Annotated in this window: 19 protein-coding genes and 1 riboswitch; of the genes, 13 read left to right on the top strand and 6 right to left on the bottom strand. The window is 73.2% G+C overall.

The annotated features are described in order from the left end of the window. Positions 1-84 precede the first annotated feature (84 nt). The 3 genes from ABZT47_RS29465 to ABZT47_RS29455 all read right to left on the bottom strand — a co-directional run bounded on the left by ABZT47_RS29465 (position 85) and on the right by ABZT47_RS29455 (position 4,307). Positions 85-1,173, bottom strand: a complete 1,089-nt coding sequence (locus tag ABZT47_RS29465) for a Gfo/Idh/MocA family oxidoreductase (protein WP_354849052.1) — start codon at positions 1,171-1,173, stop codon at positions 85-87. Then, the gene (locus ABZT47_RS29460) at positions 1,158-1,862 is read right to left on the bottom strand and encodes a ThuA domain-containing protein (RefSeq protein WP_354849049.1); all 705 of its coding nucleotides are present in this window, start codon (positions 1,860-1,862) and stop codon (positions 1,158-1,160) included. The genes ABZT47_RS29465 and ABZT47_RS29460 overlap by 16 nt, the downstream gene beginning before the upstream one ends. Positions 1,863-1,985: 123 nt before the next feature. Further along, positions 1,986-4,307 (bottom strand): glycoside hydrolase family 9 protein, encoded by a 2,322-nt coding sequence (locus ABZT47_RS29455; RefSeq protein ID WP_354849047.1) that lies wholly within the window; start codon positions 4,305-4,307, stop codon positions 1,986-1,988. A 169-nt stretch (positions 4,308-4,476) separates the two neighbouring features. Between ABZT47_RS29455 and ABZT47_RS29450 the strand changes: the two genes are divergently transcribed. The 9 genes from ABZT47_RS29450 to ABZT47_RS29410 all read left to right on the top strand — a co-directional run bounded on the left by ABZT47_RS29450 (position 4,477) and on the right by ABZT47_RS29410 (position 15,492). Next, positions 4,477-5,517 carry a LacI family DNA-binding transcriptional regulator gene (locus ABZT47_RS29450; protein WP_354849044.1) on the top strand — a complete coding sequence of 347 codons (1,041 nt, stop codon included), beginning with the start codon at positions 4,477-4,479 and terminating at the stop codon, positions 5,515-5,517. 328 nt (positions 5,518-5,845) lie between these two features. Then, the gene (locus ABZT47_RS29445) at positions 5,846-6,874 is read left to right on the top strand and encodes a LacI family DNA-binding transcriptional regulator (RefSeq protein ID WP_354849041.1); all 1,029 of its coding nucleotides are present in this window, start codon (positions 5,846-5,848) and stop codon (positions 6,872-6,874) included. Continuing rightward, a complete protein-coding gene (locus ABZT47_RS29440; protein ID WP_354849039.1) occupies positions 6,871-8,166 on the top strand; it encodes an extracellular solute-binding protein in 1,296 nt (431 codons plus the stop codon). The genes ABZT47_RS29445 and ABZT47_RS29440 overlap by 4 nt, the downstream gene beginning before the upstream one ends. Then, positions 8,166-9,155 (top strand): sugar ABC transporter permease, encoded by a 990-nt coding sequence (locus ABZT47_RS29435; protein ID WP_354849036.1) that lies wholly within the window; start codon positions 8,166-8,168, stop codon positions 9,153-9,155. Before ABZT47_RS29440 ends, ABZT47_RS29435 begins: the two co-directional genes overlap by 1 nt. Before the next feature lie 11 nt (positions 9,156-9,166). After that, entirely contained in the window at positions 9,167-9,982 is an 816-nt protein-coding gene (locus tag ABZT47_RS29430) for a carbohydrate ABC transporter permease (RefSeq protein ID WP_354849033.1), read from the top strand. Positions 9,983-10,035: 53 nt separating this feature from the next. Further along, the gene (locus ABZT47_RS29425) at positions 10,036-11,556 is read left to right on the top strand and encodes a glucoamylase family protein (RefSeq protein ID WP_354849030.1); all 1,521 of its coding nucleotides are present in this window, start codon (positions 10,036-10,038) and stop codon (positions 11,554-11,556) included. 46 nt (positions 11,557-11,602) lie between these two features. Next, the gene (locus tag ABZT47_RS29420) at positions 11,603-13,438 is read left to right on the top strand and encodes a hypothetical protein (RefSeq protein ID WP_354849027.1); all 1,836 of its coding nucleotides are present in this window, start codon (positions 11,603-11,605) and stop codon (positions 13,436-13,438) included. Positions 13,439-13,561: 123 nt separating this feature from the next. After that, the gene (locus ABZT47_RS29415) at positions 13,562-14,827 is read left to right on the top strand and encodes a histidine kinase (protein ID WP_354849024.1); all 1,266 of its coding nucleotides are present in this window, start codon (positions 13,562-13,564) and stop codon (positions 14,825-14,827) included. After that, positions 14,824-15,492: a response regulator transcription factor gene (locus ABZT47_RS29410; RefSeq protein ID WP_354849022.1), complete on the top strand. Its 669-nt coding sequence runs from the start codon at positions 14,824-14,826 to the stop codon at positions 15,490-15,492. The genes ABZT47_RS29415 and ABZT47_RS29410 overlap by 4 nt, the downstream gene beginning before the upstream one ends. 161 nt (positions 15,493-15,653) lie before the next feature. On the opposite strand, the gene ABZT47_RS29405 is transcribed toward ABZT47_RS29410, so the two are convergent. Together ABZT47_RS29405 and ABZT47_RS29400 are read right to left on the bottom strand one after the other, a co-directional pair. Further along, positions 15,654-16,805, bottom strand: a complete 1,152-nt coding sequence (locus ABZT47_RS29405) for a polyprenyl synthetase family protein (RefSeq protein ID WP_354849019.1) — start codon at positions 16,803-16,805, stop codon at positions 15,654-15,656. A gap of 6 nt (positions 16,806-16,811) precedes the next feature. Beyond that, positions 16,812-18,125: a hypothetical protein gene (locus ABZT47_RS29400; RefSeq protein WP_354849016.1), complete on the bottom strand. Its 1,314-nt coding sequence runs from the start codon at positions 18,123-18,125 to the stop codon at positions 16,812-16,814. Between the two features lie 247 nt (positions 18,126-18,372). Between ABZT47_RS29400 and ABZT47_RS29395 the strand changes: the two genes are divergently transcribed. The 4 genes from ABZT47_RS29395 to ABZT47_RS29380 all read left to right on the top strand — a co-directional run bounded on the left by ABZT47_RS29395 (position 18,373) and on the right by ABZT47_RS29380 (position 24,420). Next, positions 18,373-19,335, top strand: a complete 963-nt coding sequence (locus ABZT47_RS29395; RefSeq protein ID WP_354849014.1) for a tripartite tricarboxylate transporter substrate-binding protein — start codon at positions 18,373-18,375, stop codon at positions 19,333-19,335. A 122-nt stretch (positions 19,336-19,457) separates the two neighbouring features. Next, positions 19,458-19,665: riboswitch (cobalamin riboswitch) on the top strand. 119 nt (positions 19,666-19,784) lie between these two features. Next, positions 19,785-22,088, top strand: coding sequence for a ribonucleoside-diphosphate reductase subunit alpha (locus tag ABZT47_RS29390; RefSeq protein WP_354849011.1), 2,304 nt, complete (start codon positions 19,785-19,787; stop codon positions 22,086-22,088). Continuing rightward, complete coding sequence (locus ABZT47_RS29385) at positions 22,088-23,083, top strand: ribonucleotide-diphosphate reductase subunit beta (RefSeq protein WP_354849008.1); 996 nt, start codon at positions 22,088-22,090, stop codon at positions 23,081-23,083. Before ABZT47_RS29390 ends, ABZT47_RS29385 begins: the two co-directional genes overlap by 1 nt. A gap of 200 nt (positions 23,084-23,283) precedes the next feature. Next, on the top strand, positions 23,284-24,420 hold the full coding sequence (locus ABZT47_RS29380; RefSeq protein WP_354849005.1) for a mechanosensitive ion channel domain-containing protein: 1,137 nt from the start codon (positions 23,284-23,286) through the stop codon (positions 24,418-24,420). Here the strand turns inward: ABZT47_RS29380 and ABZT47_RS29375 are convergent. Continuing rightward, positions 24,400-25,986: a pentapeptide repeat-containing protein gene (locus tag ABZT47_RS29375; RefSeq protein WP_354849002.1), complete on the bottom strand. Its 1,587-nt coding sequence runs from the start codon at positions 25,984-25,986 to the stop codon at positions 24,400-24,402. The two genes, ABZT47_RS29380 and ABZT47_RS29375, sit on opposite strands and share 21 nt — an antisense overlap. Positions 25,987-26,171 lie beyond the last annotated feature (185 nt).

The following is a 26,171-nucleotide window of genomic DNA, read 5'->3' as shown; positions in this document are numbered from 1 at the left end:
GGACCTGCGGTGCGGTGCGCGCGGTCGCTCACCTGCCGCTGTGGCGCGTGCGGCCGGTCACCTGCCGCGAGCGCGCGCGGCCGCTCACCCGGCCGGCTGCAGGGCGACGGGAAGAGGACGTTCGCAGGTGCTGGTGAGCGTCACCGCGGTTCCCGAGTGCGCGGCGGACAGCAGGGACTCCATGACCTCCAGCACGTGGTAGGCCAGCGTCCCGCCCGCGCGGGGCTCCCGGCCCGCCGGGGTCGCCGCGAGGTCCGCCAGCCCCACCCCGCGCCCGGCCTCGAGGTAGCCGGCCGAGACGGGAAGGGGCTCCCAGCTCCGCTCGTCGACCTTCGCCAGCATGACCGGCCCGTCGAAGTGGTTCGGATCGGGAACGGAGAGCGAGCCCTGCTCGCCGTGCACCTCGATCTTGGGCGCGGTGGTGGCCGCCCCGTCGAAGCTCATCACCAGCGTGGACATCGCCCCCGACGCGTGGACGAGCACCCCGGTGACGTGGGTGTCGATGGTGACCGGGATCTCCTCTCCGCGGCGGGGGCCCGAGGCGATGACGCGCTTGTCCCGGGTGCGCCCGGCGGCGCCGACGACCGTCGTCACCGGCCCGAGCAGGGTGATCAGGCTGGTGATGTAGTACGGGCCCATGTCCAGGAGCGGGCCGCCGCCGGGGGCGTAGTAGAAGTCGGGGTTGGGGTGCCACATCTCGTGGCCGGGGGTCATCATGGTCGCGGTCGCGGCGACCGGCCTGCCGATCAGGCCGTCGTCGATGGCCTTGCGGGCCGTCTGGGTGCCGACGCCGAGCACCGTGTCGGGCGCGCACCCCACGCGCACCCCGGCGTCGGCGGCGGCGCGCAGCACCCGCGCGGCGTCCACGGCGTTCGCGGCCAGGGGCTTCTCGCAGTAGACGTCCTTGCCGGCCGCGATGGCCAGCAACGCGACCTCGGCGTGCGCGGCGGGGATGGTGAGGTTGAGCACCACGTCGATGCGCGGGTCGGCCATCAACTCGGCCACGCTCAGCACCTCGACGCCCGGGTAGGGCCGCACGGCCTCCCTGGCCCGTTCGAGGTCGAGGTCGGCCACCGCCGTCAGCCGCAGCCCCGGCAGCCGTTCGATGGTCTGGCCGTACTGGGCGAAGATGACGCCGCATCCGACGACGCCGACGTTCACCGGCTCGCCCACAGCATCCCCCTCTCGATGATGGTGCGCACGTTGTCGTCGTTCAGGACGTCCAGGCTGTGTCCCGGGGTCGCGACGAAGATCTTCCCGTCGCCCCACAGGCGGGTCCAGATCGCGGGCGAGGTGACCTCGCGGTGCCAGGGGTCCCACGGGCGGACCTTCTGCGTCGTGGTGGCCAGCACGTCGACGTAGTCGTCGGCCAGCACCCAGTACTGCTCGGTCACCAGGTCGAAGTCCGCGATGCCCGCCGTGATGGGGTGGGTGCTCGCCTCGGGCAGGATGTTCACGGTGTAGGGGACGAAGTTGTCGGCCGGGGAGCCTTCCCGCTCGGCCGGGTCCTTTCCTGGATGGCAGGCGAACTGCCCGCCGATGAGATGCAGGTAGTCGGAGGAGGCGCGGAAGGAGTCGGCGATGCCGCCGTGCCAGCCCGCGAGTCCCGTGCCGGCGCGGACGGCGGCCTCCAGCCCCCGCAGTTCCTCCGGCTCGATCGTGCCCATGGTGTAGCACTGCACGATGAGGTCGACCCCGGACATGAACTCGGGATCCGCGTAGGGGGCTGGTGACTCCGCTCGATGTACCTCGAATCCCTGCTTCTCCAGGAAGGGGATGAAGAGGTCGGTGGCCTCCACCGGGACGTGCCCTTCCCAGCCACCCCGTACCACCAGCGCCCTGCGGCCGTGCTCGTCTGACATGCTTTCACCTATCACTCAACGGCAAACGACTCCAATCCTCACATTTCCGGCCGGATCGGTCACTACTGCATTTTTGCCGTAGGCCGGCCCCGCGCCGGAAGTCGTCGCGCGGGGCCGTGTCCGTCAGGCGGGAGTGCAGGTCACCTGGGACGGAATCGCGTTGGTGCCGTTCCAGGAGCCGTTGAAGCCGAACGAGGTGGAGGCGCCGGCCCCGAGCGTGCCGTTCCAGGACAGGTTCGCGGCCTTCACGTTGGATCCGTTCACCGTGTACGAGGCGTTCCAGAGCTGGGTGATCGTCTGGCCGTTGGGGAAGGTCCAGGCGGCCGTCCATCCGCTGATCGTGGCGGTCCCGGTGTTCTTCACGGTGACGGTCGCCCCGAAGCCGCCGGGCCACTGGTTGGTGAGGGCGTACGTCGCGGTGCAGGCATCACCGGTGTTCCCCGACGGCGACGGGCTCGGCGAGGGGGAAGGGGACGGCGAGGGACTGGGGCTCGGGGACGGCGACGGACTGGGGCTCGGTGACGGTGACGGCGACGGGCTGGGGGTGGGCGTCGCGGAGGGCGACGGGGTGGGAGTGGGGGTGGGGGTCGCGGAGGGCGACGGGCTCGGGGACGGGCCGGCCTTCTCCGCGGTCCAGGCGCTCACCCACGCCAGCACCGCGTTCCAGTTGATCGCGACCTCGTTGACCGACCATGCCTCGATGTCGTCGAGGTAGCACTTCTGCGGCCTGCACCCGCTGAGCCGGGCCTGGGCGACCGGGTCCTGCAGCCCGCTGTTGGGGCCGCCGGCGAGCGCGCCGGGCGGTGCGATGGGCAGTGAGGAGTCGAGCTGGTGTGCCCAGAACCGGTGGTGGACGTTGCGCGAGGGCTGGTCGCCGTACCCGGTCACATACGACTGGCCCAGCGGGTTGCGCCCGAACTCGTAGGCCATCGTCTCGAACACGCCGGTGCGGAAGCGCTCCTGCCCGCTGAAGTCGTAGGCGAGCGCGAGCAGGGCGGCGTTGTTGAGTATCAGGTTGTTCGAGCCCCAGATGTAGCCTCCGCCCGAGGGCGCGAACGGCACCGGGTAGCCCTGTCCGCGCATCGCGGCGAGCAGCGTGTCGCCGTTGCTGACGAAACGGTCGCGCAACTGCTGGCCGATGGTGGAGGTCAGGCCGTTCGGCACGAGCGCGAGCGTGATGTCGCCGAGCGAGCCGACCTCCGACCACTGCGCGCCCTCGTTGGTGAAGCTCCTGCCGTAGTAGAGGGACGAGCGGGTGAGGTCGTCGCGGTAGGTCTGCTTGCCCGTGGTGACGTAAAGCTCGGCGGCCGCCCAGTAGAACTCGTCGGTGACCTTGGTGTCGACGTAGGAGCCGCCGCCCTGGTCGTCGTTGCTCGGGGCGATGACGGACGGATTGGCCTTGGCCGCCGCGTACGCCTTCTCCGCGGCGGTGAGACAGCGGCTGGAGAAGGTGGAGTTGATGGAGGTCCACACCCGGGCGCACTGCGCGGCGGACGCGGCCAGGTTCAGCGTGGCGGCGGTGGTGGGCGCGGACAGCAGGCGGGGGTGGGGGTCCTGGTCGGGCCGCAGGGGCAGGCCGGTCCACGCCTGGTCGTGGATCTTGGCGTGCGCCATGCCGGCGAGCGGCTGCCCGTCCGGGACCTGCATCTTCAACATGAAGTCGATCTCCCAGCGCGCCTCGTCGAGGATGTCGGGCACGCCGTTGCCCCGCTCGGGGATCGCCATGGTGCCGTCACCGAACGCCGTGCTGTTCGCGCCGGAGACGTACTTGGCCCGCTCGTAGATGTTGACCAGCTGCCAGGCCGACATGCCGCCGTTGACCACGTACTTGCCGTGGTCTCCCGCGTCGTACCAGCCGCCGCGCACGTCGAGCCGGTATCCGCAGCCGCTGCGGCAGGGCACGTTGTTGTCGCCCTGGTTGGGCGAGAGGTTCAGGTGGCCGGCGGGCCGGGCGTACTGGCTTCCCACGTACTGCGCGTCGATCGCGATGCCGCTGCGCTGGTGGTAGAAGAACGCCAGCGCGTCGTAGGGCAGCTTCTTCCAGGCGTCGGCGCCGATGTCGAAGGACCGGCTGGACTCGTTGCCCACGGTGAGCACGAAGTTCGTGCCGGTTCCGGTGTACGAGGAAAAGTCGATCTTGTGGACCGTGTCCCCCGACGGGCCGTCCTGCCCGAAGACGGTCGTGGTCCCCGTCGCCACCACCTGGTCCGAGCCGTTGAGCAGGCTCCAGGTCAGCGGCGAGGAGGAGGAGGTGACGACGGTCGCCTGCTTGGCCATGCCCGGCGCGTAGGCCACCTGGTTGACCTTGATGCTCTGTCCGAGCGGCGGGCGGGCGAGGGCCTGCACCGGGCTCGTCGCGGTCACGACGGCGAACGACGCCACCCCGACGGCGAGCGCCATGGACAGTGCCGCCCGGGGGCGGCCCCTCCAGCCTGGTCTCTTCATGATGAACACCTCCGGCCTTCATGTTTCGTTACCGCATCATGGGGATGAGACGGGATCGGAGGACACCTCTCGGGTGAACCGGTCGCTCTGCCGCAGGTCACCGCATCGGTTTCACGAATGATTCTGAACATTTCACGAATGCTTCGTGCTCGTTCCGTAGACTCCATCTGTGACCAGCACAGGCCCTCCCGTCGAGATGGGACCGCGGCGCCGCCAGGAGGTCACGGTCGCGCAGATCGCCGCGCTGGCCGGGGTGTCCCCGCCGACCGTGTCCAAGGTGATCAACGGACGCTCCGGCGTGTCGGTGGCCACCCGGCGGCGGATCGAGGAGCTGATCCACGAGCACGGCTGGCAGCGCCGGCCGGAGCGGGCCGAGTCCACGGCCATCATCGAGATCCTCTTCCAGGCCGTCGACAGCTTGTGGGCGCTGGAGCTCATCCGCGGTGTCAACCAGGTCGCCCGGTCCTACGGCCAGACCGTGGCCGTCACGGACATGCAAGGACACAACTCTCCCCACGGCGCGTGGATCGAGGAGGTCCTGGCCCGGCGCCCCGCCGGTGTGATCGCCGTCTCGGCCGAGCTGAGCGACCACAAGCACGCGCAGCTCGCCAGCAGGTCCATCCCGCTCGTCGCGCTCGACCCGTACGGCGAGCCGGGTCACCGGGTCCCCTCGGTCGGCGCGACGAACTGGAACGGCGGCCTGTCGGCCACCCGGCACCTGCTGGAGCTCGGGCACCGCAGGATCGCGGTGATCAGTGGGCCGCTGACCGTGATGTGCTGCCGCGCCCGGTTCGACGGCTACCGCGCCGCCATGGACACCGCGGGCGTCCCCGTCGATCCCCGGTTTCTGCGGACCTGCCCGCTCTACGTGGAGGCGGGCCGCACCGAGGCGGAGGCGCTGCTCGCCCTGCCGGACCGTCCCACCGCCGTCTTCGCGGGCAACGACCTTCAGGCCCTGGGGGTGTACCAGGCGGCCCTGCGCGCGGGGCTGCGGGTGCCCGGAGACCTCAGCGTCGTCGGGTTCGACGACCTGCCGCTCGCTCAGTGGGCCGACCCGCCGATGACCACGGTGCACCAGCCGCTGGCCAAGATGGGCGCCGCCGCCGCGGAGCTCGTCATGGCCCTGGCCGCCGGTGACCCCCCGGAGCATCACCGCGTCGAACTCGCCACCCACCTGGTCGTGCGCGGCAGCACCACCTCACCGCCCTGAACGGCGCCCGGTGAGAGGGGCGCCGGAGGCCGGCACCGCGCACGGCCGCCATGCCGCACCGCGGGTCTCCCCGTGCCCTGGACGCCGGGGCGGGGCGGGCGGAATGACGGGGTGCCGGTGCGGGCGGCGGTGAGGCCGCTGGTCAGTGGGGGGAGCTGTCGGCGGGCGGCGCATCTGCTGGTTCACGTCGGCCGGAGGCCCCCACGCGGCCGGTGCGGAGTTGTTTACCTGCCCGTGACGCGGGCATAGAGGCACCACTGTAAGCGCTTCCATCCAGCCCATCGCCCCTGCTCTCACGAGTGGAAGCGCTTACACAGCAGGAGGTCGCATGGACGGGCGGGACGCCTCGGTGCCGGGCGGTGTGACGATCTACGAGGTCGCGCAGCGGGCCGGAGTGTCGATCGCCACGGTGTCGCGGGCGCTGCGCGGCACCGGCCCGGTGGCGGGCGCGACCCGCGAACGGGTGCTGCGCGCCGCCGAGGAACTGCGCTTCACGCCGAGCCGGGCGGGAGTGAGCCTGGCCGAGGGCCGGCACGCCGCCAACGGCATCGTCTTCCCCAACCTCTCCGGGCCCTACTTCGCCGAGGTGCTCATCGGTTACGAGGAGGTCGCCTCCGAGCTCGGCCGCTCGGTCGTCATCCTGTCCACCAAGGGACGCGACCCGGTCCGTGACCTGGTGCGCGAGCTGGCAGGGCGGGTCGACGGCCTGGCGGTCTTCGGCAGCACCGTGCCCGGCGACGTCATCGACGAGCTGGCCGCCTCCGGGCTGCCCCTGGTGCTCATCTCGCACGCCCCGAGGCCCGGCGCGGTGACCCTGCGCAGCCACAACACCGCCCCCGCCCGGGCGCTGGCCGGCCACCTGCTCCAGCACGGCCACCGCGCCTTCGCCTTCCTCGGCGCGCCGTACGCGACCGGCGACGACGTGGACGAGCGCTGGCAGGGCGTGCGCGGCGTGCTCGGCGCCGCCGTCGAGCCGGTGGCGACGGCCGAGTACACCGTCGAGGCCGGCCGCGAGGCCGCGCTCCGCCTGCTGGCCGGCGGCCGGCGGCCCGACGCGGTGATCTGCTCCGACGACGAGGTGGCCCTTGGGGCGATCCTGGCCGCCGAGCACCTCGGGCTGTCGGTGCCGCACGACGTCGCCGTCACCGGATGGGACGACATCATGGCCGCCCGGCACGCCCGGCCCGCGCTGACCACTGTGCGCCAGCCCATGCGCGAGCTCGGAGCCCAGGCCGCCCGCGCGCTGGACCGGCTGATCGCCGGCGCGGGCGCCGCACCCGGCCACCGCACCCTCGACACCGAGCTGATCATCCGCGGCAGTTGCGGGCCGCACCCCCCAGGGAGGTCACTGAGTTGACGGCGTACACGACACACCAGACCAAGGCCGCGCGCGGCAGGCGGGCGCTCACCGGGCTGCTGGCCGCCACCCTGCTGCTCGTCCCCGCTTGCGGGCGCGGCACGGGCGGCGCCGCCGCCCGGCCCAAGGACGTCGACACATCCGCCAAGGCGACCGGCACCCTCGCGGTGTGGGCCATGGGCTCGGAGGGCGAGGCGCTCGCCGCGTTCGCCAAGCGGTTCGAGCAGGCCAACCCCGGCCTCACGGTGACGGTCACGCCCGTCGGCTGGGACGTCGCCCACGACAAGATCACCGCGGCGATCGCCGCCCGCGCGACCCCCGACGTCAGCATGATCGGCTCGACCTGGATGGGCGAGCTGGCCAAGACCGGCGCGGTGGACCCCACGCCCGCCAACCTGATCGACAAGTCGGCGTTCTTCCCCAGCGCCTGGGACACCGTCGAGGTGAACGGCACGGCGTGGGGCGTGCCCTGGTACGTCGAGACCCGCGTGCTGTACTACCGCAAGGACCTGGCGGCCAAGGCCGAGTTGACTCCGCCGGCCACCTGGGAGGAGACCAAGTCCTTCGCGAAGGGTCTGCGCGAGGCCGGCGCCACGCAGGGCCTCAACCTCAATTACACCGTGGGCTCCTGGCAGGAGATCCTGCCGCTGGTCTGGCAGCAGGGCGGCTCCATCACCGGGCCCGACGGCCAGTGGACCTTCGACACGCCCGAGATGGTCAAGGCCCTGGCCCAGCAGCGGTCCTACTTCAAGGAGGGCCTGGCCTCCAGCGAGGTCGACCCCGCGTCGTTCCCCGCGAGTTTCTACAAGGGCAAGGTCGGCGCGTACTTCTCCGGGCCGTGGATGATCGCCGCCATGGAGAACGACGGCGGCGCCGGCTTCGGCGGCAAGTTCGGCGTCGCCCCCTATCCCAAGGGCGCCGTGGGCGGCACCAGCTTCATCGGCGGCAGCGACCTGGTGGTCTTCAAGGACTCCCGCAACAGGGATGCCGCCTGGAGGTTCGTCCGCTGGCTCAGCGAACCGGCCACCCAGGCGGCCTGGTTCGCCACCGTCAAGGACCTGCCCAGCGTCCAGGCCGCCTGGCGGCTGCCCGAACTGACCGCCGACAAGCGCGTCGCGGTGTTCGGCGAGCAGCTCAAGGACGCCAAGACGCCCCCGCCCGTCCCGACCTGGGACCAGATCTCCAAGGTGATCGACCAGGAGGTGGAGAAGGTCGTCCGCGGCCGCTCGACCCCGCAGGAGGCGGCCAAGGCCGTCCAGGCCCAGGCCGACGCGGTCGGCACCGGCCTGTGATGGCCGCCCTCGACTCCGGCCTGGCCCGCGGCGAAGGCCCGGGCCGGGCGGGAATCGACGCCGCGGGCGGCGCGCGGCCGCTTCCGCGGCCGACACGCGGGCCCTCGGCGGCAGGCCCGCCGGGCAGGACCGCCCGGGCCTGGCTGTTCTCCGCGCCGTTCCTCGCGGTGTTCGCCCTGATGTACGCGCTGCCGCTGCTCGCCGGGCTGGCCATGGGGTTCACCGACATGCGCAGCACCGACGTGCGCGACCCGTTCGCGGTGAACTTCGTCGGCCTGCGCAACTACGAGCGGCTGTTCCAGGACGAGACGATGCGCAGGGCGGCCGCCAACACGCTGTTCTTCGTGGTCACCACCACCCCGCTGACGATCGCCCTGGGCCTGGGCGCCGCCGTCCTGCTCAACTCCGGCGTCACCCGGCTGCGCACCTTCTTCCGGCTCGGCTACTACCTGCCCTACGTCACCAGCATCATCGGCGTCGCCGTGGCCTGGCGGCTGCTGCTGGACCCACAGGCCGGGCCGGTCAACGCCCTGCTGCGGTCGGCCGGCGTCGAAGGGCCCGCGTGGCTGCTCGACGAGCGGACGGCCCTGCCCGCGCTCGTCGTCATGACGGCGTGGCGCAACTTCGGCTTCGACATGGTGGTCTTCCTGGCCGCGCTGCAGGGCGTGCCGAAGGAGCTGTACGAGGCGGCGAGCGTGGACGGCGCCGGCGCCTGGGCGAAGTTCCGGCGCATCACCGTGCCGATGCTGCGCCCCGCACTGCTGTTCTGCGGGGTCTACAGCGCCGCCGGGTTCATGCAGTTCCTGGAGGAGCCGCTCGTCATGACCAGAGGCGGGCCGCTCGACTCGACCTTGTCCGCCTCGCTGGCCATCTTCGGCCAGTTCGGCTCCGGCAACTACGGCTACGGCGCGGCGGCGGCGACCGTGCTGTTCACCGTCATCGCCGCGTTCTCTTTCGCCCAGTTCCGATGGCTGCGGCCCGGAAGGTGAGGAGCGTGACCGTGAACAGAGCACGCGTCGCGGCGCTGTACGCCGCGCTCACGATCGGCCTGGTGGCCGTCGCGGGCCCGTTCGTGTGGACCCTGCTCGGCTCGTTCAAGCCGGACGCCGAGCTGAGGCGCGACCCGCCCACCTTCCTCCCGCTCCAGTGGATCACCGACAACTACGCCGCGCTGTTCGAGCGGATGGACGTCGTCCGGGTGACGGCCAACAGCGCCGTCGTCGCCACCGTCGTGGTCGCCTCCAACCTGCTGTTCTGCTCGATGGTCGCCTACGCGCTCACCAAGCTGCGCTTCTCCGGCGGGCGCGTGGTGTTCGGCCTGGTGCTGCTGCAGATGTTCGTGCCGGGCATCGTGCTGCTCATCCCGCAGTTCGTCACCGTGGCGAGCCTCGACCTGGCCGACACCTACGCCGGCATCGTGCTGCCCGGCCTGGTCACCCCGCTCGGCGTGTTCATGATGCGGCAGTTCATCGGGGAGATCCCCGACGAGCTGGTGCACGCCGCCCGCGTGGACGGGGCGGGGGAGATGCGCATCTTCTTCCGCATCGTGATGCCGCTCTGCAAGCCGGTGCTCGCCACGCTCGGCCTGATCACCTTCATGACCTCCTGGAACAACTTCCTCTGGCCGGCGGTGGTCGCCCAGCGCAAGGAGATGTACACCCTGCCGGTCGCGCTGGCGAGCCTGTCAGGCCGGGAGACCGTGCACTACGGGCTGCTGCTGGCCGGGGTGGTCGTCGTCATCGCCCCCGTCCTGCTGCTGTTCGTGTTCCTCCAGCGCTACTTCGTCCAGGGCGTGGCCACGGCCGGGCTCAGATGACCCCCACCCCAGCAGTCAAGCCATCCGAGGTGCTCATGCCACCCATGCGATCGATGCGGACCGTTCGTAAGACGGCCCTCGCCTGCGCGCTCTCCCTCGCCCTGGTGGCCGCCGCCGCCCCCGCAGCCAAGGCGGACTCGCCGGCGGCCGTCCTGCGGGGGTACGCCGCCGACACCTGGCGCTCCATGACGGCCATGGTCGACCCGGGCACGGGGCTGCCCGCCGACAAGGTGTCGGGCGATCTGTCCACCCGGGCCAAGGTCACCTCCCCGACCAACGCCGGCACCTATCTGTGGAGCACCCTGGCCGCCCGTGATCTGCGGCTCATCGACCGCCGCGAGGCCGCCGCGCGCGTCGCCCGCGTGCTGAACGCCCTCGGCCGGCTCGACCACGACGCCGCCACCGGGCTGTACTACAACTGGTACGACCCGGCGACGCTCCAGGTGGTGCGCACCTGGCCCGACAGCGGCGACCCCGTCCAGCCCTTCGTGTCCAGCGTGGACAACGCCTGGCTCGCCGTCGCGCTGACCATGGCCGGCAACGCCGTCCCCGAGCAGGCCGCCAAGGCCCGCGCGCTGCTGTCGCGGATGGACTTCACCGCCTTCTACGACCCCGAGGCCAGGGCCGACGCCGGGACCGGGCTGATGACCGGCGGCTACTGGCCGGACAAGCCCGAGGGCTGCTCCCAGGAGACCGACTACGCCCACACCGGCACGACGGTGTACTCCACCTGCCATCGCTACGGCGCCATGTCCGAGACGCGCATCGTCAGCTACGTCGCCATCGCGCTCGGCCAGGTGCCCGCCACCCACTACTTCGGCCTGTGGCGCACCTTCCCCGACACCTGCGACTGGGGGTGGGCCGACCAGAGACCGCAGGGCGCCTGGCGGAACTACCAGGGCATCAAGGTCTTCGAGGGCACCTACGGCTATCGGGGCATGCGGTACGTCCCCACCTGGGGCGGCAGCATGTTCGAGGCCCTGATGGCCGACCTGGTCGTCCCCGAGGAGCGCTGGGGCCCCCGAAGCTGGGGCCGCAACCACCCGGTGTACGTCGCCGCGCAGATCGAGCACGGCCTGCGGGAGGCGAAGTACGGCTACTGGGGCTTCTCGCCGTCCGACGACCCGGCCGGCGGCTACCGCGAGTACGGGGTGGACCCCCTCGGAATGGACACCGACGGCTACACCTCCGACGAGGAGCGCACCTCCACCGATCCCGGCTTCGGCGACTGCCGTCCCGCCAAGCCCGAACCCGGCCACTACGGGGACGGCGTGGTGACGCCGCACGCCTCCTTCCTCGCCCTGCGCTACGCGGGGCCCAAGGCGCTGGACAACCTGGCGCGGCTGCGGGCCGGCTTCGACTCCTACGGGCCCGGCGGCTTCTACGACGCGGTGGCCGTGCGCAGCGGCAGGGTCGCCAAGGAGTACCTGGCTCTCGACCAAGGGATGATCATGGGTGCGCTCGGCAACGCGCTCGGCGGCGACGCGCTGCGCCGCTACTACACCCCCGGCGGCGCCGAACGCCTCCTCAAGCCCGTCCTCGGCGCCGAGGAATGGGACGCCCGCCCGCGCTGACCCCGCGACCAGCGGACCTCCATCGACCGATCGGGGAGAAGCCGACATGACCGACTCCGCCCGCGCCGACTGGCGAGAGCGCATCCACCGCGGCTCCGGCGACGCGAGGGCGGTCGCCGGCGTCGCGGCCACGCCCCCCGGCGCGCCGCGTGGCCTGCGCGCGTCCGCCGGCGCCGGGCACGTCACCCTGGAATGGGACCCGGTGGACGGGGCGATCGGCTACCTCGTCCACCGGGGCGAGAGCCCGGAGGGCCCCTTCACCACCACCAAGCCAGAGCACGTGGACGTCGCCGGCGTGCCCGGCGCCCGCTACGTCGACACGGCGGTGACCCCGGGCCGCACCGTCCACTACGTCGTGGCGGCGCTCGGCTCGACCGACATCGCCGGCCCGTTCTGCGCGCCCGTCCCCGCCACCCCGCACGACGCGGGGGACCGGGCCGTCGCGGTCCGGGTGGACGCCGGCCGCGTCACCCGGCCGTTGCCCCGGCCCTGGCGGCCGATGATCGGCTCGGAGCACCTGTCGCACCTGCTCAGCGCGGAGCTGACCGGCGGCCGTCCCATCGGCCCCGAGCTGGCCGAGGCGCTGCGTCTGGCGCACGAGGAGCTGGGCGTGCGCTCCGTGCGCGCGCACGCCATCCTCGGCGACGATCTCGGCGTCTACCGGGAGGTGGACGGCGTGCCGGTGCACGACTTCACCGGCGTGGACCGGGTCTACGACACGCTGACCGGTCTCGGCCTGCGGCCGGTCGTCGAGCTCGGCTTCATGCCGCGCGACCTGGCCGCCGACCCGGCCAAGACCGTGTTCGACTACCGCGCGATCATCTCCCCGCCCAAGGACCACGACCGCTGGGGCGACCTGGTGCACGACCTGGTGCGCCATCTCGCGGACCGCTACGGGCTGCGCGAGCTGGTCGAGGAATGGTCCTTCGAGGTGTGGAACGAGGCCAACCTGGAGGTCTTCTGGAGCGGCACCCCCGAGGAGTACCTCCGGCTGTACGACGTCACCGCGGCGGCGGTGAAGAGCGTGCACCCCGGCCTGCGCGTCGGCGGCCCGGCCAGCGCCGCCAACGGCTGGGTCGAGGAGCTCGTGGCCCACACCGCCCGGTCGGGCGCGCCGCTCGACTTCGTCTCCACCCACACCTACGGCAACGCGCCCCTGGACTGGCGGCCGGTCCTGGCCAGGTATGACAGGCGGGGAACGCCGATCTGGTGGACCGAGTGGGGCCCGACGCCCACCCACTTCCACGGCGTCGGCGACGGTCCGTTCGGCGCGGCGTTCGTCCTGCACGGCATGCGGTCGGCGGCCGGGCGCGTCGAGGCGCTGTCGCACTGGGTGGCCTCCGACCACTTCGAGGAGCTCGGCCGGCCGCCCCGGCTGTTCCACGGCGGATTCGGCCTGCTCACCGTTGGCAACCTGCGCAAACCCCGCTACCACGCCCTCGCCCTGGCCGAACGGCTCGGCGACGACGAGCTCGCCGTGGAGGTCGCCGGCGACGTCGCCGGCGTGGAGACGTGGGCGTCCCGGCACGACGACGGCCGGGTCGGCGTGCTGGTGTGGAACGGCACCCTCGACCACACCAAGGCCGCCGGCGCCCCGATCCTCGGCCGCCGCGTCACCCTCACTCTCACCGGCCTCGCCGACGGCCCGTACGTCCTGACCCACCACCGCATCGACGAGCGCCACTCCAACATCGAGGCCGTGTGGACCTCCATGGGCGGCGGCGACTGGCCGGCCCCCGACCAGTGGCCCGTCCTCCACACCCGCGACACCCTTGACGAACTTCACCCCCCGACCCGTACCCTCACGACCTCCGGCACCCTGACCACCACCTTCCACCTCCCCATGCCCGCCATCTCCTACCTGGAGGCCCGCCCCGCCTGACCCACCCCGTCCGCGCACCCGGACGACGGGCGGCGGTCGCTGGGGTGGGGCGGGCAGAATGACGGGGTGCGGATGCGGGCGGCGGTGAGGCCGCTGGTCAGTGGGGGGACCTATCGGCGGGCGGTGCATCTGCTGCTCGGCGGTGTGCTGCTGTTGCCGTACCTGCTGGTCGCGGGCATGCTCGCGCAGACCTTCGCCGTCGGCCAGGTGCCGCGCGGGGTGCTGGCGCTCGTACTCGCGCTGACGGTCGCGATCGGCGTGGTGCCGCCGTTCCTGCGCGGCACCAGGGCGCTCGAGATCGTCGCCGCGCGTTCGCTGCTGGGCGTCGATCTGCCCGATCCGCCCGAGACGGCCGAGCGGGGGCGAGCGGCCTGGGAGACCCGGTCGCGGGCGGCGCTGTGGTTCGCCGTCCACCTCGCCGTGGGCGGGCTCGTCGGGGCGTTGATCCTGATCCCCCTGGTGACGGGGGTTATCCTCGTCGTGCGGTGGGCGGGCGCGGCCGGCGGCACGGTGGACCCGCCGTGGCTCGGGCCGCTGGAGGAGCAGGGCGGCGGCCTGCTCCTGCCGGTCGGCGTCGCCCTGCTGGTGGGCGTCGTGTACGCCGTGGCCGGGCTCGGGGCGCTGGCGGCGGTCATGGCGCCCGTCCTGCTCGGGCCGTCGGCGGCCGAGCGCATCGCCGCGCTGGAGGAGCGCGCGGCGAGGCTCGCCGAGCGCAACCGGCTGGCCCGCGAGTTGCACGACTCCATCGGGCACGCGCTGACCGTGACGATGCTGCAGGCCAGTGCCGCGCTCCACCTGCTGGACACCGATCCGGCCTTCGCGCGGCAGGCCCTGATCGCGATCGAGGAGACCGGGCGCGCCGCCACCGAGGACCTCGACCGCGTCCTCGGCATGCTGCGCGAGCCCGAGCCGCCGTCGTGGCCGGGGATGGCGGACCTCGACGGCCTGCTCGCCCATTCGCGGGGCACCGGCGCGGCGGTCAGCACGCGGGTCGAGGGCTCGCTGGCCGGCCTGCCCGAGCCGGTGTCGCGGGAGGGGTACCGCATCGTCCAGGAATGCCTGACCAACGCGCTCCGGCACGCGGGCCCGGTCCCCGTGACGCTGCGCGTCGCCGCCGACGGCCGCACGCTGGCGATCGAGGTGTCCAATCCCGTCACCGGGCGGCGCGCGCGGGAGGCGGGGGGCAGAGGGCTCGCGGGCATCCGCGAGCGCGTCACCCTGCTCGGCGGCGCCATGACGGCGGGCGAGGAGTCCGGCCGCTGGCACGTCTCGGTCCGGCTCCCGGCGGAGCAGGGCCGGAAGGCGGCGGCACGACGACCGGCGGGCGGGGGGCCGAGGCGTCCCGGCGAGGGGGCGGCCGGCGCGGTGGAGGAGGGGGAGGGCGCGTGACCATCCGGGTGGGCATCGTCGACGACGAGGAGCTCGTCCGGATCGGCCTGCGGGTGATCATCGGGGCGCAGCCCGACCTGGAGGTGGTGGGCGAGGCCGCCGACGGGGCCGAGGTCATGGCGATGGTCGCCCGCACCCGGCCGGACGTGCTCCTCATGGACGTGCGCATGCCCGCCATCGACGGCATCGAGGCGACCCGCCGGCTGCTCGCCGCGTCCGGCACCCCGCCGCGCGTCCTGGTCATCACCACCTTCGAGAACGACGACCACGTGTACGACGCCCTGCGGGCCGGGGCCAGCGGGTTCGTCCTCAAGCGCACCCGCCCGGCCGAGGTCGTGGAGGCCGTCCGGCTGGTCGCGCGGGGGGAGTCGCTGGTGTTCCCGGCGGCGATCCGGCGCCTTGCCGGCGCGCACGGCCGCGGCGCCCCGGGCGGGCCGGCCGCCGACCGGCTCCGGCGGGCCCGGCTCACCGAACGGGAGGAGGAGGTGCTGCGGCTGATGGCCACCGGCCTGTCCAACGCCGAGATCGCCGCCCGGCTGGTGGTCGGGGCCGAGACGGTCAAGACCCACGTCGGCAACGTGCTGGCCAAGCTCGGGGCCCGCGACCGCACGCAGGCGGTCATCGCCGCCTACGAGTCCGGCTTCATCGCCCCGCCGGCTCCGTGAGGACGCCGGGTGTGCCGGGCCCGTGGTGGCCGGTGCCCGGCATGCCGGAAGGGTCGGTGAGGGATCCGGCCGGACGGTGACCTCGCCGGCATGCCCGATGGGGCTCATGACGCCGGCGGCCGGGCGTACCGGTATCCGGAGGCGGGTGCCGGGAGACCGGGTCAGGGGCCGGTGTCAGGAGGCGGGGCCGGGGGAGTGGCGCGGGAGACGACGTGGTCGCAGAGGTCGCGCAGGGCATCGCGGGCGGGGCCGGGCGGCAGCGGCTCCAGCGCCCGGCGGGCGTCGTCGGCGTGGCGCCGGGCCTCCGCGTGCGCCTGCGCGAAACCGGGCGAGCGCCGCAGCAGCTCGGCGGCCTGCGCGACGTCCCTGCCGCCGGTGATCCGTCCGGAGGCGAACATCCTCCGCAACCGCGCCGAGTCTCGCCGCTGACGCCGCAGCAGCGCCGAGTCGGCTTTCTCGCGTGTTCCCGGTGTTCCGGCGGTGTGCCCGCCGGTTTCCGGCCTGCCGGAGGTGCGCCTGCCGGTTCCCCGCGTCTCCAGGGCGCGGTCCCGCCCGCGGGAGCGGCGGGAGGCGAGGGCGCGCAGGAGGGGCAGGGTGGCCACGCCCTGGCGCAGGTCGGCGTTCGACGGCTTGCCGGCCCGCGCCGTCGGCTCGGACAGGTCGAGCAGGTCGTCGGAGAGCTGGAACGCGATGCCCAGCGCCTCCCCGTAGGCTTCCAGCGCGCCGGCCGCCTGGTCGGTCGCCCCGGACGCGCGCGCCCCGAGTCCTGCCGCGAGCGCGAACAGGGCGGCCGTCTTGTCGGCGATCACGCTCATGTAGTACCGCTCCGGGTCGTCGCCGCGACCGGCCCCGACCGTCTCGCGGAGCTGGCCGGTGACCAGCCGGGTCAGCATGCGGGCCTGCGCCTCCAGGGCGGCGGAGCCGAGCGGTGCGGCGAGTTCGCCCGCCTTGGCCACCAGGTAGTCACCGGCCAGGATGGCCACGCGGTTGCCCCACCGCGCGTTGACGCTGGGCGCGCCGCGGCGGACCGGAGCCTCGTCCATGACGTCGTCGTGGTACAGCGAGGCCACGTGCATGAGTTCCACGGCCGCCGCGGCGCGCACCACGTGGGGGTGGGCGGGGTCGCCGAACCGCGCGGCCAGCAGGACGACGGTCGGGCGCAGGCGCTTGCCGCCGGCGTTCAGCAGGTGCGTGGCCACGGTGGTGAGGAACGGGTCGCGCGGGTTGTGCAGCGTGGAGCGCAGCAGCTCGTCGACGCGGGCGAGCGACCGGCGCGTCCACGCGGCGAGCGCGTCGTCGGAGATCACCGGCACGGCCGCTCAGCCCTTCCGCCCGCAGGCGCGGCACGCCGTCCGCCGCCGCAGGTGGTAGCCGTAGGTGGCGACCGCCAACGCGACTCCCCACAGCGGCCACAGCACGTGCGTGATCATCAGGACCGTGCTGTAGCCGGTGAGGTGCCACATCGCGGGCGAGGTGACGATGCCCAGCCCCGCCGCGAAGACCACCGGGGAGACGTAGGCCGCGGGTATCACGGCGAGCAGGACCGGGACGCGGCGCCCGGCGATCACGGGCATCCAGCGGGGGAAGACCTCGCCCCAGCGCTGGACGAGCCCGAGGGTGAGGACCGCTCCGACGACCGCGAAGGTCGCCAGGCCCGCGCCCGCCCACACCCCGCCGCTCTCGTGCAGGCCGCGCAGCATCGCCCGGTCGATGCCGAGAGGGATGCCCGCCAGCCAGGCGAGGCGGCTGACCGAGTAGAGCAGCGGGATCACGACGGCGGCGGCGGTGGCGCGGCGCGCCCAGGCGGCGGTGCGCGCGCGGGCGGCGGCGGGCACGTCGCCGTCGCGGCCGCACCGGCCGCAGGCGCCCCGGCCGCGGCGCTGCCAGGACAGGACGGCGGCGCCCACGAGGAACCCGCCGGCCAGGGACCACGCCTGGTTCAGCAGCGACCAGTCGAACACGGTGGAGTAGTCGATGCCCTTGGGCCAGCCGAAGGGCGCGCCGAGGATCAGCATGGGGGCGTATCCGGTCAGGGCGAGCAGGTCGGCGCCGGGGACCAGGACCATCAGGGAGAGTGCGACGGCGTAGCCGAAGGTCAGCAGCGCCGCGCGCGGCAGCCCGCGCAGGCGCACGGCGTGGCGCCCGGCCATGGCGAGCACCGCGACCGAGGTCGCGAGCAGAACACCGGCGAAGACCGGTGCGGCGATCTCGGCGGGGATTCCTCGCAGGACGGGCGCGTCTCCCCCCGAGGCCGGGCCCCCGAACGGATACCCCGTCCCCGTCATCGTCCAGAACAGCGCCACGACGCCGTAGGTGGCGGCCCACGCCGCGGCGGCGTACCCGGTCCACCCGCCCGCGACCGCTCCGCCGCGCGGCGCCGCCCCCGGGGCCGCGCCCGCACGGCCGGACGGCAGGCCCGCCCTGTCGCCGGATGCGGTCGCGTGGCGGGACCGGACGTCCGTCGCCTCCTCGGAGGCGTCCGTGCGCCTGGACGGGGCGCCTGCGGTGTCCTTCGGCGCGGACGCGTGGCGGGGCAAGGCGCCGAACGGCGTCGTGGACGTGTGCGCGGGGCCGGGTGGGGTTCTCGGCGGGTCCGCGGGGGTGCTGGGCGGGGTGGTCGGTGCGGGGGACACGGTCGCTCCCTTGGGGGACGTGGGTGGGGTGCGCGGACTCGCGCGTTCCCACGTTCCATCGGGCCGCCGGCCCGCCGACTCCCCCCGGGACGGGAACCTCGTCCCCCGTATGGGGGATCGTGACGATCCGGGCGCCGGCGCGGCGTCCAGAGGGGGTTCGCGGCGGACGGCCCGCCGGGCGAGGCGGGCGTGTGTGCGGAGCCGGAAATGGGCATTTAGTTCAATAACGGGGGAAAGGGCGTGAAGTATGCGTCGTCGGCAGGTGCTCGCGCTCGGTGCCGGGCTCGTGGCGCTGGCGGCGGGATGCGCGGACCCCTCCGGTTCTCGCAAGCTCGGGTCGGTGACCTTGCCGGTCGTGGTACCCGGCCCGTCCGGCGGTGAAGCCGATCGCGTCGCGCGGGCGCTCAAGACGGTGGCGGAACGCGACACCCTGGTGCGAGAGCTGCGGGTGGTGAACAGGCCGCAGTACACGGCGCTGACGGAGTTCGGGCGCGCGCCGCACCCGAGGCAGGTGCTGCTGGCCGACCCCGAGCTGGTCGGCACGGTCGGCGCGGCGCGGCAGGCGACCGCGTTCGCGGGCACCACGCCGCTGGCCCGGCTGTGCGGCGAGTGGGAGGCCCTGGTGGTGCTGGACGGCTCCCATCTGGCCACCTTCGGCGCGTTCGCCGACCTCATGCGCCGCGACCCGGGCAGGCTCGCGCTGGGCGGCCGCGCCGAGGGCGGGGTGGACCACGTGCTGTTCGGCATGCTGGCGCAGAGCCTCGGCGTGGACGCGCGCCTGCTGCGCTACGTCGCCTACCCCACCAGCGGCGAGGCGGTCGCCGCGCTGGCCAAGGGGGAGGTGGGGGCGGTCCTGGCCGGCCACAACGGCGTGCGCGCGGCCCTGCGAGCCGGTGGGCTGCGCGCGCTCGCCGTCTCCTCGCCCGACCGCATCCCCGGCGTGGAGGCGCCGACGCTGCTGGAGTGCGACACGCACGTGAACTGCGCCAACTGGCGTGGGCTGATAGGGCCGGGCGGCCTGCCCGAGGGCGACCGGGCCGCGCTGACCGGAATGTGCCGCGACCTGGCCGGCTCCCCGCGCTGGAGGGAGTTGTGCGCCCGCAGCGGCTGGACGCCGCTGTACCTGGAGGGTGAGGACTTCCGGCAGTGGCTCCGTGTCGAGTCCGCCCGCCTCGGCCGCGCCCTCGGCGAACTCGGCCTGCGCGTCTGAGGCGCCGCATCGCACCAAAGGAGCGGGGCCGTGCCGAGGCGGCCGGGGCATCGCCCGCGCCCGCTTGAGTGGGGTCGCGTACACAACCTGTGGGGGTGCTTGCGCTCGGGGCCACTAGATGTAGGATCCTGATCGTCGCTGGTTCGCCCCCCGGGGCGACGTGAGAGGGAACCCGGTGAGATTCCGGGGCTGCCCCGCAGCGGTGAGCGGGAACGAAAGCCGTCATATGAGCACTGGGCCGCGATAGTCGGCGGCCTGGGAAGCGACGGCCGGTAGGCATGTGCCAGGCGCCCGCGAGCCCGAAAACCTGCCGGTGACGCTGGAGTCGTCCAGGCCTCGAGGGTGGGCCGCGTGACGGGGTCGTCCGGCGTGCCCGCAGGGTGCCGCTCACCGGACGTGCGCCGCCGCGTGCCCTCGTACGGGGATTCGAGCGCACGAGGAGAGAGCACGTGACCGTGACACGCGATTTGCCGCCGTCCCACTCGCGGGAGGACGACGGTGGCGGAGGTGGGCGGCGGGCGGCGGACCGGCGCCTGGCCATCGAGGAGGCGGCCGCGCGGGTCATCGCCGACCCGGCCAACTCCCGGGTCGCGGCGCGCCTGCTGGCCGAGGAGATCGCCGAGGAGACCGCCGCGCACGGCGTGCGGTCGTTCTCGCAGTCGGTCGCCGCCACGCACGAGGCCGGCCTGGTGCAGGACGCCCTCGCGAAGTTCGTGCGGGACAACGCCGCCGAGCTGGACGCCCTCGTCGACCCCGAGGGGGACGCCCGGTTCGAGTACTTCGGGCTGCGCACCGTCTACGACCGCTACCTGCTGCGCCACCCGGTCACCCGCGGCGTCCTGGAGGCGCCGCAGCACTTCTTCCTGCGCGTGGCGTGCGGCCTGGCCGACGGCGTCGCCGAGGCGGGCGAGCTGTACCGGCTGATCTCGACGCTGTCGTACCTGCCCAGCTCGCCGACGCTGTTCAACTCCGGCGCCCGGCGCCCGCAGCTGTCGTCGTGCTTCCTGCTCGACTCCCCGCGCGACGAGCTGGAGGCCATCTACGAGCGGTACGGACAGGTGGCGCGGCTGTCGAAGTACGCCGGCGGCATCGGCATCTCCTGGACCCGCGTCCGGTCGCGCGGCTCGCTGATCCGGGGCACGAACGGGCACTCCAACGGCATCGTGCCGTGGCTGCGGACGCTGGACGCCAGCGTCGCGGCGGTCAACCAGGGCGGCCGGCGCAAGGGCGCGGCCTGCGTCTACCTGGAGCCGTGGCACGCCGACGTCGAGGAGTTCCTCGAACTGCGCGACAACACCGGCGAGGACGCCCGCCGCACCCACAACCTCAACCTGGCCAACTGGATCCCCGACGAGTTCATGCGCCGCGTCGAGGCCGACGGCACCTGGTCGCTGTTCGACCCCAAGGACGTCCCCGAGCTGGTCGACCTGTGGGGCGAGGAGTTCGACCGCGCCTACCGGGCGGCCGAGGCCGCCGGCCGGCACGTCCGTCAGCTGCCGGCCCGCACGCTGTACGGCCGCATGATGCGCACGCTCGCCCAGACGGGCAACGGCTGGATGACCTTCAAGGACGCCGCCAACCGGGCCTCCAACCAGACCGCGCGCCCGCAGAACGTCATCCACCTGTCCAACCTGTGCACCGAGATCCTGGAGGTCACCAGCGACGCCGAGACCGCCGTGTGCAACCTCGGCTCGGTCAACCTGGCCGCCCACCTGGTGGACGGCGAGGTCGACTGGGCGCGGCTGCGGGCGACGGTGGCGACGGCGGTGCGCTTCCTGGACAGGTCCATCGACCGGGGGTTCTACCCGACGCCCGAGGCGGAGGCGGCCAACCGCCGCTGGCGCCCGATCGGCCTCGGCGTGATGGGCCTGGCCGATGTGTTCTTCGCGGCCCGCCTGCCGTTCGACTCGCCCGAGGCGCTGGCGCTGTCCACGCGGATCGCCGAGGAGATGGCCCTGGCAGCCTACGGCGCCTCGGCCGCCCTGGCCGCCGCGCACGGCGCGCACCCCTCCTACGCCGACACCCGCGCCGCCGGTGGAGTGCTGCACCTGGATCACTTCCCGCAGGCGACCCCGGCCCACCCGCAGGAGTGGGAGGCGCTGCGCGCGAGGATCGCCGAGACGGGCCTGCGCAACTCGCTGCTGCTGGCCGTGGCGCCCACGGCGACGATCGCCTCGATCGCGGGCTGCTACGAGTGCGTCGAGCCGCAGGTGTCCAACGTGTTCAAACGCGAGACGCTGTCGGGCGAGTTCCTGCAGGTCAACCGCTATCTGGTGCGCGACCTGCGGCAGCGTGGGCTGTGGACGCCCGAGATGAGGGACGCCGTCAAGCGCGCCGACGGGTCGGTGCAGGAGATCGCGCAGATCCCCGAGGACCTCAGGCGGCTGTACCGCACGGCCTGGGAGCTGCCGCAGAAGGCGCTGATCGACCTCGCCGCCGCGCGCCAGCCGTACATCGACCAGTCGCAGTCGCTGAACCTGTTCATGGCCGCTCCCACCATCGGCAAGCTCTCCTCGATGTACGCCTACGCCTGGCGGGCCGGGCTGAAGACGACCTACTACCTGCGCTCGCGCCCGGCCACCCGGATCGCGCAGGCCACCGTCGCCGCCCAGGCGCCCGCCGCGGCCCCGCGCCCCGGCGCGCCGGCGTTCCCACCCGCTTCCCTACCCGCGTCCGGGCCCGTTCAGGCGCTCGACCAGGACGCCGTCGCCTGCTCCCTTGAGAACCCCGAGATCTGCGAGGCCTGCCAGTGATGCTGCTCGACCCCGGCATGGACCTGACCCTGCGCCCGATGCGCTACCCCGAGTTCTACGAGCGCTACCGGACCGCCATCCGCAACACCTGGACGGTCGAGGAGGTGGACCTGCAGTCCGACCTGGCCGACCTGGCCGAACTGAGCGCGGGCGAGCGTCATCTGATCAACCGGCTGGTGGCGTTCTTCGCCACCGGCGACTCGATCGTGGCCAACAACCTGGTGCTCAACCTGTACCAGCACCTCAACGCGCCCGAGGCCCGGCTCTACCTGTCGCGGCAGCTGTTCGAGGAGGCCGTGCACGTCCAGTTCTACCTGACGCTGCTGGACACCTACCTGCCCGACCACGACGAGCGGGCCAAGGCGTTCGCCGCCGTCGAGCACATCCCCTCCATCCGCGACAAGGCCGAGTTCTGCTTCCGCTGGATCGACTCGATCAACGCGCTCCAGCGCCTGTCGACCCGGGGGGACCGGCGGGCGTTCCTGCTCAACCTCATCTGCTTCGCCGCCTGCATCGAGGGGCTGTTCTTCTACGGCGCCTTCGCCTACGTGTACTGGCTGCGCTCGCGGGGCCTGCTCGGCGGGCTGGCCACCGGGACCAACTGGGTGTTCCGCGACGAGTCCATGCACATGGAGTTCGCCTTCTCGGTGGTCGACACGGTGCGCGCGGAGGAGCCGGACCTGTTCGACGACGAGCTCGGCGCCCAGGTGACCCGGATGATCGAGGAGGCGGTGGCCGCCGAGCTGGCCTTCGCCCGCGACCTGTGCGGCGATGGCCTGGCGGGGATGAGCGCCGAGCGGATGCGCGAGTACCTGGAGTACGTCGCCGACCGCCGGCTGGCGCGGCTCGGCCTGCCGGAGCGGTACGGGACGGCCAATCCGTTCGCGTTCATGGAGTTCCAGGACGTGCAGGAGCTGGCCAACTTCTTCGAGCGCAGGGTGTCGGCCTACCAGGTGGCGGTGGAGGGCACCGTGAGCCTGGACGAGGTGTTCTGACCGCTCCCGGAGCGCCGTGTCACCGTGCGGCGGGACCTCGTGTGAGGTTTATCACCCCGTTACGGGTGGTTTTCGGATCAAAGTCTGGTTAAGGATCGCCGGAGCCGGTCCGGGCCCTGGTGAAAGCCGAGGGCGCCGGACCGGTCCGCCGGCGCCCGGCCGGTGCGACAGTGGGGAAACCGGAGAAGGGGATGCCGCCCGTGTCATCGGCAGTGAACTGGATCGTCCTGGTCGTCGTCGTCCTGGCGGCGCTCGTCGCCGTCGAGCTGCTGCGCCGCGTGCTGCGGTCGCGCAGGGTCAACGGCCGCTTCTCCTTGGCCGGGCCGGTCGTCGAGCGGTGCACGTGGCCGGGCTTCGCCACCGCCGCCGTGGTCGCCTTCAACACGGTCTACGCGCCGGGGATGTCCGGCAGGTCGTTCGAGTTCGCGGTGCAGCAGACCGTCACCGTCCTGCTGATCGCCTGCGTGGCCTGGCTGGTCATCCAGGCCGCCTACGCGGTGACCGACGTGGTGCTGGCCAGGCTCAACGGCGTCGAGGGCATCGGCAACCGCAGGGCCCGCCGCATCCGCACGCAGATCACCCTGGTCCGCCGGGTGGCGGCCGCGGTCATCATCGTCGTCTCCGCCGGGGCGATGCTGTTCAGCTTCCCCGCCGTCCGCGCGCTCGGCGCCGGCCTGCTGGCCTCGGCGGGCATCGCCGGCGTGGTGGCCGGCATCGCCGCCCAGTCCACGCTCAGCAACCTGATCGCCGGGCTGCAGCTCGCCTTCAGCGACGCCATCAGGCTCGACGACGCCGTGGTCGTGGACGGAGAGTGGGGTCGTATCGAGGAGCTGACCCTGACCTACGTCGTCGTGCGGCTGTGGGACGAGCGCCGGCTGATCCTGCCGGTGTCCTACTTCACCTCCACGCCGTTCGAGAACTGGACCCGCTACGAGAGCCGCGTCGTCGGGCACGTCATGTTCTACGTCGACTGGACGGTGCCCGTCGACGAGCTGCGGGCCGAGCTGTACCGCTGCCTGCGCGAGCACCCGCTGTGGGACCAGAAGGACTGGACCCTCCAGGTGACCGACATCCAGGCCAACGGCCTGGTGGAACTGCGCGCGCTCATGAGCGCCTCCGACGCGCCGAGCGTGTGGGACCTCAAGTGTGACGTCCGCGAGCACCTGGTCGCCTACATCCGCGAGAACCATCCCCAGGCGATGCCGCGTCTGCGCGTCGAGGACGCCCCCGCCGCCGCCCCGGCGCCCCGGAAGGCGGGGACGTCCGTGCGGCCCGGCGTCCCCGGACAGGCCGTCCAGGACGGCCGCGAGCCCCGGTCAGGGATTGGACGGGCGTAGGACGCGGGTGCCGCCGGCGATCAGCGCCGTGGCGAGGATCCACCCCGAGGCGATCAGGATGTTGGCCAGCCACTGCGTCCAGCCCACCGGCTCCCAGGCGCCGCGCAGCTCGAAGACGCTCACCGGCACCAGCAGGTCCAGGGTGTAGGGGAAGGGGTGGAACACTCGCCGCTCGTCCAGGCCGACCTGGGAGGGCGGATGAGTGGCGAAGATCGCGGTGCCGGCGGCCAGCAGGACGGCGAACCACACCCCGGCCAGCCACGGCCGGTACCCGTACCCGACGATCAGGTCCAGCAGCAGCCCGGCCAGGCGCCCGGTGGGGCCGATGGTCGAGCGGCGCGCCCGCTGCTTGGCCAGCAGCACCCGGCGCGCCTCCTGCTCGTGGCCGATCCTGCGGTACCAGGCGGCCAGGTGCTCGTACGGCTGCGGACGGTAGCCGCCCGGGTCGCGGCTCACCCACGACAGCCGGTCGGCCAGCCGGGCCTCGCCGCGCAGCGACTCGTAGGCGAACCCGTTCAGGTGCACGTGGCCGGGATAGGCCCCGGGATGGTCGAGCAGGACGCCCACGCGCGAGTAGCCGAGGTTGACCCCGCCCTCCATCAAGGCCGGCGTCAGGATCAGCTCGTCGACCTGCATGTGACTCAGGTGCAGCGCGCGGCCCTGCGCGCTCACCACGGACTGGTCGAACGACAGCACCCCGGTGACCCGGGCGCCGCGCAGCCGCACGGTGCCCTCGGCGGTGAAGCCCGCGCTGAACTCCACGCTGCTGGCCTGCATGTGGTCGGCGTAGACGGCGTGGCCGCCGGTCCCCTTGATCACGGCGCGCTGGAGGTACAGGCCGCTGTTGAACTTGGCGCCGATGAGCCGCAGGCCGCCGACGGTGCGGATGTCGCGGCAGAAGGCGCCGCCCTCCACGGTCAGCCCGCCGGCCCACAGCGCCCAGTGGTTCTGGTCCCAGCCCCGCTCCCGCTTCTCGGCGTCGCTGAACGGCCGGCGGACGTCCTCCAGGTAGCTCTCGGAGGGCCGGTGGCTCTGCGGGCCGCTCTGGTCGAGGTCGGGGGCCATCAGGCGGGCCCGCGCCAGCCGGAGCTGGCCGGTGACGTGGGCGTTGTCCAGCCGAACTCCGGCGTGGACGGTGCAGGAGTCCAGCTCCAGCAGGCCGTCCACCGTGCAGCGGGCGGCGCGGATGCGGTGGATGTCGCAGCCGCGGAAGCGCATGCCCTTGGTGGTGGCGTCGGTCAGGGACACCGTGCCGGACAGGTGGCAGTTCAGCAGGTGGAGCTTGCTGGTGAGCGTCGCGTCCGACAGGTTGAGCATCCCGGTGATGCGCGCCCCGGCGAGCCGCAGCCCGGCCACCTGGCCGGGCTTGGCGGGACGGGCGCCGAGCATCAGGGCGGTCACCAGCTCGGCCCGCACGGTGCGCTCGGGCCCCCACGCGCCACCACCGGCCGGGTCGTCGCGGGCGGGGTCACCGGTGCGCAGATCGACCCATGCCCCGGAGGGATACGCCTCCCACACCTGGCGTTCCGCCGCCGTCAGCCGCCAGAACGGACGTGATCTCACCACCCGGGGACTGTAGCGCGGCCGGACGCCCGAATCGCACCGGATCTGGCAGATCGTCCGGGACCTGGCGGCGGAGAGGTGGCAGGAAACGGCCACGGGCGTGCAGCTTGCTGCCGCCGAATCGTCTGGTCCGGGGGGCTTGAATGCCGGAGAGTTGTTCGTGCAAGGACAAAACGAAAACACTCCGG

Origin of the sequence: Sphaerisporangium sp. NPDC005289, from assembly GCF_040607455.1 — a bacterium.
GTDB lineage: Bacteria > Actinomycetota > Actinomycetes > Streptosporangiales > Streptosporangiaceae > Sphaerisporangium > Sphaerisporangium rhizosphaerae.
This window is presented reverse-complemented; position numbering and strand designations above follow the sequence as displayed.

Coding starts and splice junctions, on each gene's coding strand:
- ABZT47_RS29460 (WP_354849049.1), bottom strand. CDS start 1,862: ATGTCAGACGAGCACGGCCGCAGGGCGCTGGTGGTACGGGGTGGCTGG.
- ABZT47_RS29455 (WP_354849047.1), bottom strand. CDS start 4,307: ATGAAGAGACCAGGCTGGAGGGGCCGCCCCCGGGCGGCACTGTCCATG.
- ABZT47_RS29445 (WP_354849041.1), top strand. CDS start 5,846: ATGGACGGGCGGGACGCCTCGGTGCCGGGCGGTGTGACGATCTACGAG.
- ABZT47_RS29435 (WP_354849036.1), top strand. CDS start 8,166: ATGGCCGCCCTCGACTCCGGCCTGGCCCGCGGCGAAGGCCCGGGCCGG.
- ABZT47_RS29425 (WP_354849030.1), top strand. CDS start 10,036: ATGCGGACCGTTCGTAAGACGGCCCTCGCCTGCGCGCTCTCCCTCGCC.
- ABZT47_RS29420 (WP_354849027.1), top strand. CDS start 11,603: ATGACCGACTCCGCCCGCGCCGACTGGCGAGAGCGCATCCACCGCGGC.
- ABZT47_RS29395 (WP_354849014.1), top strand. CDS start 18,373: ATGCGTCGTCGGCAGGTGCTCGCGCTCGGTGCCGGGCTCGTGGCGCTG.
- ABZT47_RS29385 (WP_354849008.1), top strand. CDS start 22,088: ATGCTGCTCGACCCCGGCATGGACCTGACCCTGCGCCCGATGCGCTAC.